Source organism: Mesobacillus sp. MER 48 (assembly GCF_023714225.1).
In the GTDB taxonomy this organism is placed as follows: Bacteria; Bacillota; Bacilli; order Bacillales; family Cytobacillaceae; genus Mesobacillus; species Mesobacillus oceanisediminis_A.
Window position 1 is genome coordinate 124,059 of record NZ_JAMAUR010000001.1, and the last position, 17,171, is coordinate 141,229.

Sequence of the window (17,171 nt, forward strand, 5' to 3'; positions counted from 1 at the left end):
AAGATACACAAAAAAACCCTCTGATTAATCCAGAGGGTTTAGAAGGTTTTAATTCTTATTCTGTGCTTTCTCACGGTATTCCCATGATTCAATGCCACTCAGACCTTCGATTGTGTCAGCATAGAATACAGGGTCCTTCCCTTGTTTCCGCTGTTCTCTGTAATCCTTAAGTGCTGCCATGGCAATTTTCGCGAGCAAGGTAATGGCTGCCAGGTTAATTAGCGCCATGATTCCCATGAAGAGGTCAGCCAGATTCCAGACAATCGCTAAGTCGACGATTGAACCAAATAAAACCATTGCGATGACCGCCAGTCGATAAACCAATAATGCTGTCTTACTTTCTTTTATGAACTCAATATTCGTTTCGCCGTAATAGTAATTTCCAATAATAGATGTGAAAGCAAAAAGGAATATTGCTCCCCCTACGAACGCTGGTGCCCATGCCCCAACATGTGTTGTGAGTGCAGCCTGGGTTAACTGAATACCATCCAAATCAGCGTTCGTATACTCTCCAGACATAATGATGATGAAAGCTGTTGCTGAACAAATCAAAATCGTATCCGTAAATACGCCAAGTGTTTGGATTAATCCTTGTTTTACAGGATGTGTCACAGCAGCAGTAGCAGCTGCATTCGGCGCACTTCCCATACCAGCTTCGTTTGAGAAAAGCCCTCGTTTGATTCCCATCATGACTGCTGCTCCCATACCTCCGCCAACGGCTTCCTGAAGCCCAAAAGCGTTTTTGAAGATTAGAGAGAACATTGCAGGAACTTCACCAAGATTTGTGAAGACGATATACAAAGCCAAGATCAAATACAGAACTGCCATAATTGGGACAATGATTTGGGATACAAAAGCTATTCTTTTGATCCCACCAAAAATGATAGCGGCTGTCATAACGGCCAGAATGATTCCCATCCAAAGCCGATCAAATCCAAATGCCTGGTCAAATGCTAGAGAAATGGTGTTGGATTGAACAGAACTGAATACCAACCCAAACGTAAAAACTATGATGACTGCAAACAGTATTCCAAGCCATCTTTTATTGAGACCGCGTTCCATATAGTAAGCCGGACCGCCGCGATATTCATCCTTGTCTTTTACTTTATAAATCTGGGCCAATGTACTTTCGATGAAGCTTGAAGCCGCTCCAATAAGCGCAATAACCCACATCCAGAAGACGGCACCTGGACCACCGGCAGAAATAGCCGTCGCTACACCTGCAAGATTCCCTGTACCAACCCGTGAAGCAAGACTGACAGTGAACGCCTGAAATGAAGATCGGCCCCTTTTCCCTTCAGATGAGACAGTTGCTGGGTCCTTTAGTACCCTTAGCATCTCAGGAAAGTACTTAAACTGGACAAATCTTGTTCTGATAGTGAAATATGTACCTAAAATAACTAGAACTGCAATTAAGATATAGCTCCACATATAATTGTTTAATTCCGATATGATATTGTTGAAAATCCCCATAAAAAACTCCTTATCTACAGTAAATTTTTTTATAGTTCCTAATGTACCAAATGGGCGCCTTCATTACAATGGTACCTGACTTCCATCAGCCTTTAATAGGGTCCACGAACCTCTTAGCATTTACCCTTAACTTCTTAATTAGAAACAAAAAACACAGCTCAATTGCTGTGTTTTTTAGTGTTTTTTATTCTGTTTCCTGTTCGGTTTCACTTTTCCAAATGGTTACAAGCCTGCCTGTTTCACTTTCATCAACAATGAATGATCCGTTTGTGTAGCGATCACTGTTCCTCAAATCTGCTGCTTTTAGCGAAACAATTTGCTGTTTTTCAGTAAGGAAGAAGATTTCATCCTCACCACGGACAGCTTCAACACCGATAATGCGATGTGGATTTGCCTTCAATTCACGCAGCATCACAACTCCGCGTTTTGCGCGAGATGTTTTTTCGAATTCAGAAAGCTTCATCTTCTTCACCGCACCGCGCTGGGTTGCAATGACAATGGAAGGATTTTCGTTTGCGTCGATGATTTTACCACCCACAACATAGTCTCCATCCTTAAGGTTCATACCCTTAACTCCGGCTGCCCGGATTCCGATTGGACTGACGTCTTCTTCGCTGAACCATAAGCCATAGCCAAAGTGAGAGGCAATGAATAGATCCTTTTCTCCATTTGTTAGATGGACATCGACAACCCTGTCATCACCTTTTACGTTGATGGCGGTTAATGGTTTAGAATAACGCTGGGCTTTATAGAGGCTTAATTCCGATTTTTTCACCATGCCATTCTTCGTGACAAACACAAAGAACATATTCTGTTCGAAATTGGTAACAGGTACAGCCCGGATGATTTCTTCATCACGGTCGAGCGGGACGATATTCGCCACATGCTGACCAAGGTCCTTCCATCGGATATCAGGGAGCTCGTGTACAGGTAAATGAAGGTAGCTTCCTTTATTGGTGAACAACAGCAGGACATCCTTTGTGTTCACATTCAATTGGGATAACAGCCTGTCAGTATCCTTCATTGCGAAATCCTGTCCATTTGAAGCCGCATAGGACCTCTGGCTAGTACGTTTTATATATCCATCCTTCGTTACCGTGACAATTACATCTTCACTCGCGATCAGTACCTCAAGGTTGATTTTGATTTCCTCAATCTCTTCCTCAATTTTAGTTCGGCGTTCATCTGAAAAGCGCTTCTTGACATCCTTCAATTCCTTCTTAATGACAGTCAGAAGCTTTTTCTCACTTCCCAGAATGGCGGTTAGTTCGTCCACCTTCTTGGCAAGCTCCTCTGCTTCAGCCTGGAGCGCAGTTATATCAGTATTCGTCAGGCGATAAAGCTGGAGGGAAACAATCGCTTCAGCCTGGACTTCAGTGAATTCGAACTTCTGAATCAAATTATCTTTTGCATTACGTTTATCCTTTGAAGCGCGGATCGTCGCGATCACCTGATCGAGGATGGATAATGCCTTCATTAGTCCTTCGACGATATGCTGTCGGTCACGGGCTTTTTGAAGGTCGTACTGTGATCTTTTTGTAACAACATCCTTCTGGTGGTCGATATAGGCATCAAGAAGTTCGGCAAGCCCCATCAATACTGGCCGTTTCTTGTTGATGGCAACCATATTGAAGTTATAGGTAATCTGCAAATCGCTGTTCTTGTAAAGATAATGCAAGACACCGTTTGCGTCTGCTTCCTTTTTCAATTCAATGACAACACGAAGGCCTGTGCGGTCTGTTTCGTCTCGAACCTCTGAGATCCCTTCAACTTTCCGGTCTAAACGGAATTCATCAATTCTCTTGACGAGGTTGGCTTTATTGATTTCATATGGAATTTCCGTGATGACAATCTGCTGTTTGCCGCCTCGGATGTCCTCGATTTCCGCTTTGCCGCGGACAATGATCTTTCCCTTGCCAGTCTTGTAAGCTTTAGCGATTCCTTCAACACCCTGAATAATTCCGCCCGTAGGGAAGTCGGGTCCTTTAATCACTTTCATGAGATCTTCGACCGTGCAGGCAGGGTTGTCCATTCTCATGATAACCCCATCAATCACTTCCGCTAAATTATGTGGTGGAATATCTGTGGCGTATCCCGCTGAAATCCCCGTCGAGCCATTCACGAGCAAGTTTGGGAACATCGCCGGAAGCACAGTAGGCTCACTGGATGTGTCATCAAAGTTCGGGATGAACTCAACTGTCCTCTTTTCGATATCCCTTAATAGTTCACCGGCAATAGCTGATAATCTTGCTTCGGTATAACGCATTGCCGCTGGCGGATCACCATCGATGCTTCCGTTATTCCCGTGCATGTCAACCAGGTAATTCCGCACTTTCCAATCCTGGCTCATACGGACCATTGCTTCGTATACCGATGAATCACCGTGCGGATGGTAGTTACCAATGACGTTACCGACTGTCTTGGCTGATTTCCGGAAGCCCTTTTCACTTGTGTTGCCCTCAACATGCATGGCGTATAAAATCCTGCGCTGTACAGGCTTCAATCCGTCACGCGCATCTGGTAGGGCACGTTCCTGGATAATATATTTACTATAGCGGCCGAATCGGTCGCCCAATACGTCTTCGAGTGGGAGGTCACGAAATTTTTCAACAGAACTCATTCGCCTTCAACCTCCTCTGCGACTGAAATGTTTTCATTTTCAAGAATATTGCCGTCTTCTTCAAGACCGAAAGCGACATTGGATTCAATCCATTTCCTGCGGGGTTCTACTTTATCACCCATAAGTGTAGTGACTCTGCGTTCCGCTCTTGCAGCATCATCTATTCGGACGCGAATCAACGTCCTGGTCTCAGGGTCCATTGTCGTTTCCCAAAGCTGATCAGCATTCATCTCACCGAGACCTTTGTAACGCTGGATGATATAGCCTTTGCCGACCTTCTTGATGGCACCCTTCAGTTCTTCATCACTCCAGGCATATTCGATGATTTCCTTTTTGCCTGTCCCTTTGCTGACTTTATACAGCGGAGGAAGGGCAATGAAGACCTTTCCTGCTTCGATGAGCGGCTTCATGTACCTGTAAAAGAATGTGAGCAATAACACCTGGATATGGGCACCGTCAGTATCTGCATCTGTCATGATGACAATCTTGTCATAGTTGATGTCGTCTACAAGGAAATCCGAACCCACTCCCGCACCAATGGCATGAATGATCGTATTGATTTCCTCGTTTTTGAAAATATCCTGTAGCTTGGCTTTTTCTGTGTTGATGACTTTTCCGCGCAATGGCAGAACGGCCTGGAACTTCCTGTCCCGTCCCTGCTTGGCAGAACCGCCAGCAGAATCTCCCTCGACAAGGTATAATTCATTTTTAGCTGGATTCTTTGATTGAGCCGGAGTCAATTTGCCTGAAAGCATTGCATCCGATTTTTTCCTCTTTTTCCCGCTGCGAGCATCTTCACGGGCCTTACGGGCAGCTTCACGAGCCTGGTAAGCCTTGATGGATTTTCGGATCAGCAGGGTACTGACATCTGGATTCTCCTCAAGGAAATAAGACAGATGTTCTGAAACGACCGAGTCCACAGCCGACCTTGCTTCACTGGTCCCCAACTTGCCCTTGGTCTGACCCTCAAATTGCAGCAGCTCCTCAGGGATTCGGACAGAAACGATTCCAGCCAGACCTTCGCGGATATCCGCTCCATCAAGGTTCTTGTCCTTTTCCTTGAGCAATCCAACCTTGCGGGCGTACTCATTGAATACCCTGGTCATCGCAGTCTTTGCGCCTGCTTCATGGGTTCCGCCATCTTTCGTCCTGACATTGTTAACGAATGAGAGAACGTTCTCCGAATATCCATCATTGAATTGGAAGGCAAACTCAACTTCTATTTTGCTGTATTCGCCCTCAAAGCTGACCACAGGATGCAGAACATCTTTTTCTTCGTTCAAATATTCAACAAATGCCTGGATGCCTGTTTCAAAATGAAAGACTTCTTTCTCATTATTCCGGTCATCTATCAGCTCAATTTTCAAGCCTTTCAGCAAAAATGCAGACTCACGGAGCCTTTCAGACAGTGTGTCATAGTTATATGTCAAAGTAGAGAAAATTTCGGCGTCAGGTTTGAAATGGATCGTTGTTCCTGTCTGGTTTGTCTTGCCGATTTTCTCTAGAGTTGTCACCGGCTTCCCGCCGTTTTCAAAACGCTGCTCATAAACAAAACCATCGCGTTTGATGGTGACAACAAGCCATTCAGATAGCGCATTTACAACTGATGCGCCGACACCATGCAGTCCGCCGCTTGTTTTATAACCGCCTTGTCCAAACTTACCGCCTGCATGAAGGACCGTAAGGATGACTTCCGGTGTGGGCTTTCCTAGCTTATGCATCCCTGTTGGCATGCCACGCCCTTTATCCTGGACACTGATCGAATTATCTTTATGGATTTTGACGATGATGTGATTACCGTAGCCGCCAAGTGCTTCGTCAACAGAGTTATCAACGATTTCATACACGAGGTGATGAAGTCCCCGGGTATCTGTGCTGCCAATATACATACCTGGCCTTTTACGGACCGCTTCAAGACCTTCCAGTACCTGGATGGCATCATCATTATAATCAAAAGCTTGCTGATTTCTTGCCACGAACATACCCCTTTCATTTCTTGCAAACAACATTGACGGTTTTTATGTATAGTGTCAATGAATTCCTTAAGTATTCCTCTTTTTTGTCAAAAGGATATTAAATAATATGCCTTTTATCAATTTCAGAACAATTGTTCTCTTTGTTTATTTTACCATAATATTGGCGTCTATGCTTAATTGTAGCGATTAATTGGGATTTGGCAAACGGAATTAAAGAATTAATTTTGAAATTTGTCATAAAAAATAGGATTTTTGGTAACTTGTGATTAGGAAAAAGGAAACTTTATGCTTATAAAAGTGCTTTGCATACTTTTAAATGTCCTATTTCCAACTAAATGAAACTGCCAGTGATTACCGCCGTTAATTTTGCCGTTTGTTCTGCAATATAAGAACAAATCTTTTTTTGGAGGGCTCTTATCATGAAAAGCACGAAGGGTTTCATCCTGGGGGCAACATTAATTCTTGTTCTTGCCCTTACAGGGGCCGGAGTGTTCAGGCATGAGCCTGTACACAGCAATAAACTTAGTGCGAAAACTCATTCTACTGGCCAACGAATCATGAAGATGCAGTCGATGGCAAACGTAAATAATGTAGAAATGGGAGAGAAAATCAAGAGGCAGCTCAATACACAAGACGAAGTCACGCTTATTTACCATAACAAGAAAGATACAAGTCATTATTATGATCATGAGGCTGCTGTTGATTTTTTTACAGAACCAGGACCTGACGAAATAGATGAAATTACACGCGATATCAATGGCTGGGTCATCAAACACCTGAATTCGGTTTATATTTTCAGGTCCACTTCCATGGAAACACCGCAAATGGTTGAATATTTTAACAAGAGGCAAAACGTTGAGTATGCCGAGCCAAATTTTATCCTCATGCAAAACGAAGCAAACGTACCAAATGATTTACTTTACCAGGAGAATTACCAATGGAATTTGCCAGCGATTGGAACAGAGCAAGGCTGGAATATTACACGCGGAAAAGAACAAATTGAAATAGCCATTATAGATACAGGTGTTGACCTGGATCATCCAGAGTTAAAGAACAGGATTATATCTGGTTATAATGTGATAGATGAAAAACGAGAGCCGGATGATGATAATGGCCATGGAACACATGTAGCTGGGATCATAGCCTCAGAAACGAATAACGGTGAGGGTGTTGCCGGCATGACATGGTTCAGCAAAATCATGCCTGTTAAAGCAATGGGTGCGAAAGGCTATGGTACCACATTCGATATCGCAAAAGGTATCATTTGGGCTGTCGACCATGGTGCAGATGTTATAAATATGAGCCTTGGCAATTACCAGCCCTCCAAGGTCCTGGAAGAAGCTGTCCGTTATGCCTTTGACAACAATGTTGTCATGGTATCTGCAGCCGGCAATGACGGATCCAATCAGCCTACTTACCCTTCGGCTTATCCCGAGGTTTTGAGCGTGGCTGCTGTTGATTATAACGGAAACAGAGCGAACTTTTCTAACTATGGGGATTATATAGACATTGCTGCTCCTGGGGTGAATATTCCGAGCACCTTTTTCAATGCACAGTATGCAGCCCTTTCCGGGACATCAATGGCTGCTCCCCATGTTGCAGGTCTGGCCGCTTTAATTAAATCAGCTAATCCAGACCTCAAAAGCTCCCAGGTCATCAATATCATTAAAACATCTGCCATCGATCTTGGTGAACAGGGAAAAGACATTGATTACGGAAATGGCTTGATCGATGTAAATTCAGCCTTGCAGGAGGCGAATAAAAAACAGCCAGCAAGAGGCAAGACACAAAAGTCTATATTCAAATGGCTAAAATAAATGCAACAAAACAAGCCGCCATGGATTTTGGCGGCTTGTTTTTTAAATGACCTGAAAAAGTTCCTGGTCTACTTCTGCTAAAAGCGGACTTAATTCACCTCTTGAAAGAATATAAAGCTCATGCATAGCCCTCGTACAAGCCGTATAAAACAATTTCCTTTCCTCATTTCTTGTGTAGGAAGATGAATCAAAAATGATCACCGCATCAAACTCTATTCCTTTTGCCAGGTATGTTGGTACGACATTGACCCCGTTTTCAAAGGTCAAGGTGCCTTTTTCAATCAATCTTGCCTCATGGGACTTCTTGATGGATTCGAAAGCTTCTATGCTCTCAGCTGCTGTTTTGCAGATGATAGCGATGTTTTTATGATCCTTATTTTTAAGATCCGAAATAAGTCCAATCGTTCTTTCTGTGTGGTCAATATGTTTTCCGGGATTCACGACTACCGGCTTTGGACCTAAACGATTGAAAGGTTCAATCAGATTACCTCCTTCAATCAGCTCCCTCGTGAATTCTACAATCTGCTTTGTCGATCTGTAGGTTTTTGTAAGCTTGTAGGTTTCCTTATCTCCAAAGTCAAGCGCTGCTTCGGCAAAGATGGTCGGAGCCCCTGTAGGACCAGAGTAAATCGCCTGGTTCATGTCACCAAGCAAGGTCATTTTGCTGTACGGGAAAAGATTTTTAATATATGCAAATTGGAAAGGAGTATAATCCTGAGCTTCATCGATGAAGACATGGCGAATCGATGTGTTTGACTTCCTCCCTTCAATCAGATCCTGAAGATAGAGAAACGGTGTTGCATCCTCGTAAGGGATAGACTTTCTTTCCAGAGAACGGATTGTCTGGTCACAAATAGAAGGCCAATTAGTTGGCGCCGTATCTGCTCGAAGACCTTCATCCTTGAAAAAGTTCATAAAAATGGCCCTGTTATTTATGAATTTCAGTTTTTTCACTGCATTGAACAATGGTTTGAACCGTCTTTTTACGACAAGTTCAGATAGCCACTTTTCTTCACGGTCATAATCATGGAATGTATCTTCTGCTTCGCCTTGTTTTTTCTGGCTTTGTTTAAAAGCCTCGAGATAATCTTCCTTTTCAAGGAATTGAATTTCTTTTTCTACCCACTCCTGGGATTTTTCTGCCTTTGCTTTTTTCTTCAGTTCCTTGACCAGCCATTCCTTTACAAGCTGAATCCTATTCGGCATTGAAATACCCTTATCGAGTGAATCATAAAATTTGGCAATCTCATGCTTTGATATAATCGTTCGCTTCTTTAATGACAAGCTTTTAAAGATAAGTGTCTCTCTGGATAACTTCTCTGCATACCGGTCCAGCAATTCTTTAAATTCCAGGCTTGCTTTGAAACGGATGCCTTCAACTCTTTCCTGGCGGCTCTCATCCTTTTCTGCTGCAAGCAGATACTCCATCTGTTCAAATGGATCCTCCAGCTCGTATTCAGCACCAAAACGTGACAGGAGATATTCCTGGAATGTGGCCTGCTGCATGTTTTCTTCTCCAAGTTCAGGCAGGACGGTAGCAACATAGCTATTGAAAAGCGGATTAGGAGAGAACAGCATGATATTTTCTGATGAGATGATATTCCTGTACTTGTAAAGTAAATAAGCTACACGCTGCATAGCCGCTGACGTTTTGCCGCTCCCGGCTACTCCCTGCACAACAACAAGGCTGCTTGAGTCATTACGGATGATCTCGTTTTGTTCCTTTTGAATGGTCGCTACTATGGTTTTCATCTGAGTGTCAGCATTATTGCCGAGAACTTCCTGAAGCATCTCGTCACCAATTGTTACACCGGTCTCGAACATCGCCTTGATTTTCCCAGACCTAATGACAAATTGCCGCTTTAGCTCCATATCTCCTTGAATGGTCTCTGTTTCTGTTTCATATTGGGCAGGGCCCGGGGAGTAGTCATAATAAAGGCCAGAAATCGGCGCTCTCCAATCATAAATCAAGAAATTTTCTTCCTGCTCGTCCATTAACGAGGCAATACCCAGGTAGATTTTCTCTGCTTCGCTTTCACCGTCTTCTTTAAAATCAACTCTGCCAAAATAAGGGGAGAACCTTAGTTGGGAAAGTGTTTTAAGCTGTTTCACCATTTGCGATTGTGTACGCTCACGCTCTGATAAAAGTGCTGCCTGCTGTTTGATGCTTGTGAAGGTTTCCGCTACATCATCTGCTTCATCAAAGTTTACAGTTACATCCTCCCAAAACGTCTTCCTGATCTGAAAGGCATCTGAGCCGACATCACTTGAACTCGCCCTCCATTTTTTGGCCTTCCTATCAATTTCCTCAATGATGGAATGAACACGATCCTGTTCCATTTTTAAGGCGTTTAGCTGCTTTTCATCCATGAATTCCACTCCCCGAATCTATCCTCTTTTATTTGACAACACTTTTTATTTATGATATAATTATAATAAATTTATTCTGCCTACAAAACAATTCAGTGCCAACTTCCATTTTACTATTTACATATTTCGAATAGAAATACATACTCTCCAAAACACCTTTAAGGGTGTTTTTTATTTTTTGCACTTCTTTTTTATATTTATTCGAATTCCACCTATTTTAAACATCAAAAAAACCGCGAGCTGCAGACAATCAGCATCGCGGTTTTTCTTTTTACTTGCTTAATTTGATCAGGGACGCTATATTCGCAGCAGTATTTCTAACATACGTACTGGCATTATTGAATGCATCCTCTAGAGATATCACACCTGGTACAACACTGAATAAAATATCGATTCCGTGTTCGTGGACAATTTCACTGTCCTGTGCAACATGGCCAGCAATTGCGATTACAGGGATGCCGTGCCGTTTTGCGGTCTTTGCTACCCCAATTGGGGTTTTGCCAAAAATCGTTTGTCCATCTATTTTCCCTTCTCCAGTAATAACAAAATCCGCATTTAAAAGTTGCTCTTCAAGCTTTGTAGCCTCAAGAACGATATCAACTCCTCTTTTCAAGTCTGCTGACAGGAATGCCAGCAGGCCGCTGCCGAGTCCGCCTGCTGCCCCTGCACCAGAAATATGTTCGATATCTTTTCCTAGATCTTTCCGGATAATTTCTGCGTAATGTTGAAGATTGCCATCCAATACTTCAATCATTTCTGCAGTTGCCCCTTTTTGCGGACCAAAAATATGGGATGCGCCTTTGGGACCGGTTAATGGGTTATCCACATCACAGGCCACTTCGATATTCACCGCGATCAAACGGCTATCTGCTTGCGTCATATCAATGGAAGCCAATTCACCAAGAGATCCGCCACCTTCGCTGATCTCATTTCCATCAACATTGAGGAACTTGATCCCGAGGGCTCTCGCCATTCCTGCTCCTCCATCATTCGTGGCACTGCCGCCAATTCCGATGATGATCTTTTCCACACCAAAGTCAAGGGCGGCAGAAATTAATTCTCCAGTGCCGCGCGTAGTGGTTACCAGCGGATTGCGTTTCTCCCTGGATACCAGATGAAGCCCTGAAGCTGCAGCCATCTCGATAATCGCGGTCTTTCCATCACCAGACAGGCCGAAAAATGCCTTAACTGGCTCGCCAAGCGGTCCTGTTACAGTTTTTGAGATTATCTTTCCCTTAGTTGCATCAACGAGAGATTGTACAGTGCCTTCACCGCCATCCGCCATTGGAACTTTTACAAAACTTGCTTCTGGCAAAATCTTTCTCATGCCTGCCTCGATCGCGCTTGCTGCTTCAAGTGCAGTCAGACTTTCCTTGAAGGAATCTGGAGCTATTACGATTTTCATACTTTGTTTCTCCTCTCATTTACTAACGGAGTAATGTGTAAGGAAGGTATGGAGTTTAAAATAATCCATATTGATTTTGTGAAAATATATTTTTTAATTTGGCTCTGTTAAGGCTGAATGTTGATTTTTAAACCCTGTTGATTGTAGTGGAAGGCGCGTAGACTCCTGCGGGCTCAACTGGTCAGGTGAGACCCCGCAGGAGCAAAGCGATGAGGAGGCTCAGCGCCAGTCCCGCGGAAAGCGAAGCGCCTGGAACGAAAATCAACAGCCTTAATTAACAGAGCCAATTTCAAAAAGGTTTCTGAAGAAATTTAACCGAAAAATCTATCCAAAGAACTTAAAGATTCCAAAAATCAGGGTTGAAACGATGGCAAGTGTCAAACCTATTGCAGTTTCATACGGAATCAATTTCAGACGCTCTTTAATCTCCATATTCACACTTCCTCCAGTTGCATGGAAAAAGCTTCCGTGCGGGAGGTGGTCAAGCACAGTTGCACCAGCATGCACCATTGCCGCACCCGCCAATGCAGTTACACCCATTTCTAAAATGGTGGTTCCAAATACCTGGGAGGCAACAGCTGTTCCAGCAGTAGTCGAAGCTGTAGCAGCAGACATAAAGATACCCGATACAGGTGCAAGAACGAAGGCCGGAAGTCCAAGTGCATCAAGACTGTTGATGAGAACATCCTTTAAGCCTGAATTCGCGATGATTCCCGCCAAAGTACCTGTACCCAGAAGCATGATAGCGACACCGGACATTTTCCCAAGGCCTGATACAGCATAGTCATTGATATGCTTGATTCGTCCCATTGCCAGTGCTCCTGCAATCCCGCCGGCTGGCAAGGCAATCATTGGATCAATGTTTATATCAAACAATGGTCGAAGGGCAAGCAGGATAATCGTCACTAATGGGGCGACAATCGCTGGCACCACAAGCGGCAGCTCCCCGTTAACTTTCGTTTCGCTTTCCTCAGCTGAAACGCTTGAACCTTTATGAACCAATTTTTTAGCTAAAATATACGTGACTGTAAGTCCAAATGCAGCTGGGATGATTCCTGCTGCCATGATTGAAGTCAATGGAACACCGAACGCATCGGATGCAGCAATGGCATTCGGATTTGGTGACATGATGTTACCGGCTTTACCCCCGCCAATCATCGCAAGCAGAATCGCAGTTTTTGAGATGCCTGCTTTGCTGGCAATTGCCAGGGCAATTGGAGCGACTGTGATAACAGCCACATCAATGAATACACCAACTGTCGTAAGGATCATCGTTGCAATTGCCAAAGCAAGCAACGCCCGAGTTTCCCCGACTTTTTTAACAATCGTTTCCGCAATGACTGCTGCTGCGCCTGATTCAATCAAGACCCCGGCCAGTACACCTGCAGCGAGGATGCGCAATACAGCAGGAATAATTCCTTTGGCGCCCTCCATCATCAAGGTAACCGTATTTGTAACATCGACGCCGCCAACGAGACCGCCAATCAATGCTCCGGCGATCATTCCGTAAGCAGGTGAAACTTTTTTCAGTATTAAGAATATAGCTACGATAAGGGCTACTAATGCGCCGAAAGCGCTTACTTGAATATCCAAGTTGTGTTCCTCCTTCAAATCTTTGATTACCTCAATTGTAAGCGCTATCTCATTCGATTTCATTGGTCAAACCACCAAAAAAAGATCTGTATTAATACAGATCTTTCGTGCATTTGCACAATCATTCAAGTTCATTATTGAGAAATGACAAGTAAAGATGAAGCAAATCCGTGGTTTTTCGAGGATCTTTGCCTGTTATTTCTGTTATCTTGTCTAATCTGTACCTAAGGGTGTTCCTATGGATAAAAAGCATTTTCGCAGCACTGTTCATATCACCATTGGTATCAATCAGTGCTCTTAATGACTCAGTCAATTCCCCTTTAGTATCCCTGGCTTTTAACCTTGTATAATAAGGCTCTAAACCCTCAGTCAATCCCATATTTGAAGCTGTTAGGAGGAAAACAGGCAGATAATAATCTTCATACACGAAGATATCTTTGTCAGGTGCTAATTTCTGGCCTGCTTTCAAGGTATGTTCAGCCTGTTGATAAGACATTGCCAATCCTGTCAATCCAGGGTGTTGTTGTCCAATACCTATTTTTATGTACACATCACTGGTTGATTTATAACTGTCGACCCATCCCTCTGCCAGTTTTCTAACCTGATTGGCACTTTGGGCGGAAGGCATCCTCTTTAAAATCACTATCCTGTCATGCTGCATAAGCAAAAGGTCATCCTTTTCCAGTCTGCCTTTAAGAAAGGTGAAGGTTTTCTTCCTGTCAGAAGTTAAAATAACCATCGCTATCCGAGGTAAATCCAGATTAATTCCCAAACGCATGGCCCTTTCCAGGAAAAGCGGATCCATCTTCCCTTGGGAATGGATAATTTGACTGACAAGCTCTTCCTTCAGCCTCTCATCCCACTGGATTTCATTCATTAGCACTGCTTGCTGCAGACTTAGTTCAGCAGCCATCCTGACAAGTTCACCAAAACTTCTGATTTCCTCAGGAGAACCAGTGATACCGATAACACCAACTATTTCTCCGTCAAAGCGAATGGGAAGGTTGATACCTGCCTTCACCCCATGGAGATTCTTTGCTTCTTTTTCTGTAATTTCATAGCCAGATCCCTGTTTGATGACATTGACAGCACCTTCATGTATATCATCGATTCGTTTCTGGTCCCCCGACCCAATGATGACACCCCGGTTATCCATTACATTGATATTTTTCCCGATGATTCCCATCGTCCTGTCAACAATCTCCTGAGCCAGCTGCTTGTCTAAAAAATCCATTCTATATTCCCGCCTCGCAAAACATATGTATCTACTTTATCACCATTACTTAATAAATATTATAAAACAAAGATTTTCTATTGATCATTTAATCTGAAGTGCATCCTGGTTCAGACAAATCAACGGCGATTACTCCTGATTTGTACGAAGTTGGCCCTGGTTCAGACAAAACGACGGCGATTACTCCTGGTTTTGTCCGAAGTTGACCATTGTTCAGACAAATCAACGGCGATTACTCCTGATTTGTACGAAGTTGGCCCTGGTTCAGACAAAACGACGGCGATTACTCCTGGTTTTGTCCGAAGTTGACCATTGTTCAGACAACTCAACGGCGATTACTCCTGGTTTTGTCCGAAGTTGGCCCTGGTTCAGACAAAACGACGGCGATTCCACCAGGTTTTGTCCGAAGTTGGCCCTGGTTCAGACAAAACGACGGCGATTCCACCAGGATTTGTCCGAAGTTGACCATTGTTCAGACAACTCAGCCGCGATTACTCCTGATTTTGTCCGAAGTTGACCTTAGTTTAGACAAATCAACGGCGATTCCACCAGGTTTTGTCCGAAGTTGGCCCTGGTTCAGACAAAACGACGGCGATTCCACCAGGATTTGTCCAAGTTGAACAGTGTTCAGACAACTCAGCCCCGATTACTCCTGATTTTGTCCGAAGTTGGCCCTGGTTCAGACAAAACGACGACGATTCCACCAGGTTTTGTCTGAAGGCGACCCTAGCCTGACTAATAAATGCCGATAAAAGTAAAACGTGAGGAAGCTGTTCCTCCTCACGCAAAGATATTATTTAGTTAAAGCATGCTCTACCTTTATACAGCGATCCATGATCACGGTGTACCCTTTTTCTTTCAAAAAGCGATAAGCTTCTTCATTTTCGAGACCTAGCTGTGCCCAGAAGATATCCGCATCAATTTCTGCAAATTCCTTAGCGACGTCCATCAAATATTCCGACCTTCGGAAGACATTTACGATATCGACATGACCGTCTATTTCTTTAAGGGACTTTACCGCTTTTACGCCAAGTACTTCCTCCACTGCAGGATTCACTGGGATAATTTCATACCCTGCCTTCTGCATGGCTTCAGATACCATGTATGAAGTTCGCTGCGGATTATCACTTAAGCCCACTACCGCTATCCTTTTTGACTTTTTTAAAATCTTGCCGATTTCTTCACGGCTTGGATACTTCATTTCCATCCTCCATCACTCCAATGTTTAGTTTCTTTACTTTTATCCTACCCTCTAAAAGAATTATTTTAACTTATTAACCTGAAGAACAGTATACTATTAAGCTTCTTTAAAAGTTTGCATTTTCCTTTTCCTGGCTAATGAGAACTGGTCAGTTATAACTGCTATTAACGTCCCAAGAATCAAACCATTATTCAGGATTGAAACCATGATAGGAGGAACATGGCTGAATGCTTCTGCTGGTACAAACATGGACCCTACGCCTGCAAACAGGGAGGTTCCAATAACCGCCCGTGTCCTATGTTTGTCATTTTCCCGGTCGAATTCGGAAAATGCAATTCCAATCATATTAGCAAAGATCACAAACGTGACTGAATAGCCGACAGGTGCTGGCAATGCGGCAAATACAGACATGACTTGCGGCAGGAAGCTCGCTCCGATTATGAATAAAGAACTAATGATGAACGGCAGCAGCTTTGTGTTTCTTGTTGTTGCGATAAACCCGGCTGCTCCTGAAATAGGCACAGAACCAATGGCAGAGAATAACCCTCCAAGGATCTGATTGATTCCGGCGGTATATCCGCTGGCACGGTAACGGTATTCACGATTATCAGCTCCCAGATCATTCAGCACTTGGCCTGTTACCCTGATGCTTGCGAGCATATTGGTTATGAGTAAGAAGGTGATGAATACAGAGGTTACCATCAGACCTGAATCATAAATAGGCGTCCCGAAAGCCAGAACATCCGGGAAAGCAAACACAGGTCCTTCATACCGATGAAAAGTCTCCCCTAAGTCAAGCAGTGAAAAAAGCAGCCAACCTGTACCCAAACTGATCAATATGGCATACTGACTGATTAGTTTTAAACGGTGACGGGTTAAGTAAAATGTTAAAGCAACCAGAAACAAGCTGAATAAAGCGACTGAAAGATTCACTTCGCTATTGCCTCTCCCAATCCCCATCATCCCCTTAAGAAATGAACCGCTTAATTGGATAACCAGCAGCAGCAGATAAATTCCACTGACAACAGGCGTGAACAATTTTGCCAGCTTGTCGATCAGCTTAAAAAAGCTTAACAGGAAAAAGACCACTCCGCTTACAATCATGGCGCCTTCCAGTGCCTGAAGGGTCTCAATATTAGAAGTGAACAAGGCAGTACTTAAACCTGCATAGATCGTGAAGACACCCCACCATAAACCGGCAGGTCCCTCGTTGATCGGCAGCCGGTGGCCGATCAAAGCCTGCAGAAGACTTGATATTCCCAATACAAACATTGTCCTTTGAACCAGGCCGGTTGTCTGTATTTCATTAAGATGAAAAACATCTGCAATCGCAATAGGGGCAACAATTGAGCCGGCAATAATAAAAGCCATCCACTGTATGGCTGAAAGAAAAGTTTTCATATGTGGATCTCCGTTCTAATAAGTTTCTAAATGTATAACCCATGTGCAGCACACTGATGCATTTAGTCTATAATAATATTT

11 protein-coding genes are annotated in these 17,171 nt (G+C 43.6%); 1 reads left to right on the forward strand and 10 read right to left on the reverse strand.

The annotated features are described in order from the left end of the window. Window positions 1–48: 48 nt before the first annotated feature. The 3 genes from M3593_RS00625 to parE all read right to left on the reverse strand — a co-directional run bounded on the left by M3593_RS00625 (window position 49) and on the right by parE (window position 6,069). A complete protein-coding gene (locus M3593_RS00625) occupies window positions 49–1,473 on the reverse strand; it encodes an alanine/glycine:cation symporter family protein (protein ID WP_144481126.1) in 1,425 nt (474 codons plus the stop codon). A 184-nt stretch (window positions 1,474–1,657) separates the two neighbouring features. Then, a complete protein-coding gene (parC, locus tag M3593_RS00630) occupies window positions 1,658–4,093 on the reverse strand; it encodes a DNA topoisomerase IV subunit A (protein ID WP_144481127.1) in 2,436 nt (811 codons plus the stop codon). After that, window positions 4,090–6,069 carry a DNA topoisomerase IV subunit B gene (gene parE / locus M3593_RS00635; protein WP_144481129.1) on the reverse strand — a complete coding sequence of 660 codons (1,980 nt, stop codon included), beginning with the start codon at window positions 6,067–6,069 and terminating at the stop codon, window positions 4,090–4,092. The genes parC and parE overlap by 4 nt, the downstream gene beginning before the upstream one ends. A 419-nt stretch (window positions 6,070–6,488) precedes the next feature. On the opposite strand from parE, the gene M3593_RS00640 reads away from it, so the two are divergent. Continuing rightward, window positions 6,489–7,886, forward strand: a complete 1,398-nt coding sequence (locus M3593_RS00640; protein WP_251540187.1) for a S8 family peptidase — start codon at window positions 6,489–6,491, stop codon at window positions 7,884–7,886. Window positions 7,887–7,928: 42 nt separating this feature from the next. Here the strand turns inward: M3593_RS00640 and helD are convergent, their stop codons facing one another. The 7 genes from helD to M3593_RS00675 all read right to left on the reverse strand — a co-directional run bounded on the left by helD (window position 7,929) and on the right by M3593_RS00675 (window position 17,090). Next, entirely contained in the window at window positions 7,929–10,256 is a 2,328-nt protein-coding gene (gene helD / locus M3593_RS00645) for an RNA polymerase recycling motor HelD (protein ID WP_144481133.1), read from the reverse strand. Between the two features lie 271 nt (window positions 10,257–10,527). Then, window positions 10,528–11,661: a glycerate kinase gene (locus M3593_RS00650; RefSeq protein ID WP_144480871.1), complete on the reverse strand. Its 1,134-nt coding sequence runs from the start codon at window positions 11,659–11,661 to the stop codon at window positions 10,528–10,530. A gap of 324 nt (window positions 11,662–11,985) precedes the next feature. Further along, window positions 11,986–13,254 (reverse strand): GntP family permease, encoded by a 1,269-nt coding sequence (locus M3593_RS00655; protein ID WP_144480906.1) that lies wholly within the window; start codon window positions 13,252–13,254, stop codon window positions 11,986–11,988. A 121-nt stretch (window positions 13,255–13,375) separates the two neighbouring features. Continuing rightward, window positions 13,376–14,488, reverse strand: a complete 1,113-nt coding sequence (locus tag M3593_RS00660) for a sugar diacid recognition domain-containing protein (protein ID WP_144480869.1) — start codon at window positions 14,486–14,488, stop codon at window positions 13,376–13,378. A gap of 161 nt (window positions 14,489–14,649) precedes the next feature. Then, complete coding sequence (locus M3593_RS00665) at window positions 14,650–14,817, reverse strand: hypothetical protein (protein WP_251540189.1); 168 nt, start codon at window positions 14,815–14,817, stop codon at window positions 14,650–14,652. Window positions 14,818–15,281: 464 nt separating this feature from the next. After that, window positions 15,282–15,695: a CoA-binding protein gene (locus M3593_RS00670; protein WP_144480867.1), complete on the reverse strand. Its 414-nt coding sequence runs from the start codon at window positions 15,693–15,695 to the stop codon at window positions 15,282–15,284. A gap of 90 nt (window positions 15,696–15,785) precedes the next feature. Next, entirely contained in the window at window positions 15,786–17,090 is a 1,305-nt protein-coding gene (locus M3593_RS00675; RefSeq protein WP_251540191.1) for a purine/pyrimidine permease, read from the reverse strand. Window positions 17,091–17,171: the final 81 nt, after the last annotated feature.

Coding starts and splice junctions, on each gene's coding strand:
- M3593_RS00670 (WP_144480867.1), bottom strand. CDS start 15,695: ATGGAAATGAAGTATCCAAGCCGTGAAGAAATCGGCAAGATTTTAAAA.
- M3593_RS00675 (WP_251540191.1), bottom strand. CDS start 17,090: ATGAAAACTTTTCTTTCAGCCATACAGTGGATGGCTTTTATTATTGCC.
- M3593_RS00640 (WP_251540187.1), top strand. CDS start 6,489: ATGAAAAGCACGAAGGGTTTCATCCTGGGGGCAACATTAATTCTTGTT.
- parC (WP_144481127.1), bottom strand. CDS start 4,093: ATGAGTTCTGTTGAAAAATTTCGTGACCTCCCACTCGAAGACGTATTG.
- M3593_RS00625 (WP_144481126.1), bottom strand. CDS start 1,473: ATGGGGATTTTCAACAATATCATATCGGAATTAAACAATTATATGTGG.
- M3593_RS00660 (WP_144480869.1), bottom strand. CDS start 14,488: ATGGATTTTTTAGACAAGCAGCTGGCTCAGGAGATTGTTGACAGGACG.
- helD (WP_144481133.1), bottom strand. CDS start 10,256: ATGGATGAAAAGCAGCTAAACGCCTTAAAAATGGAACAGGATCGTGTT.
- M3593_RS00650 (WP_144480871.1), bottom strand. CDS start 11,661: ATGAAAATCGTAATAGCTCCAGATTCCTTCAAGGAAAGTCTGACTGCA.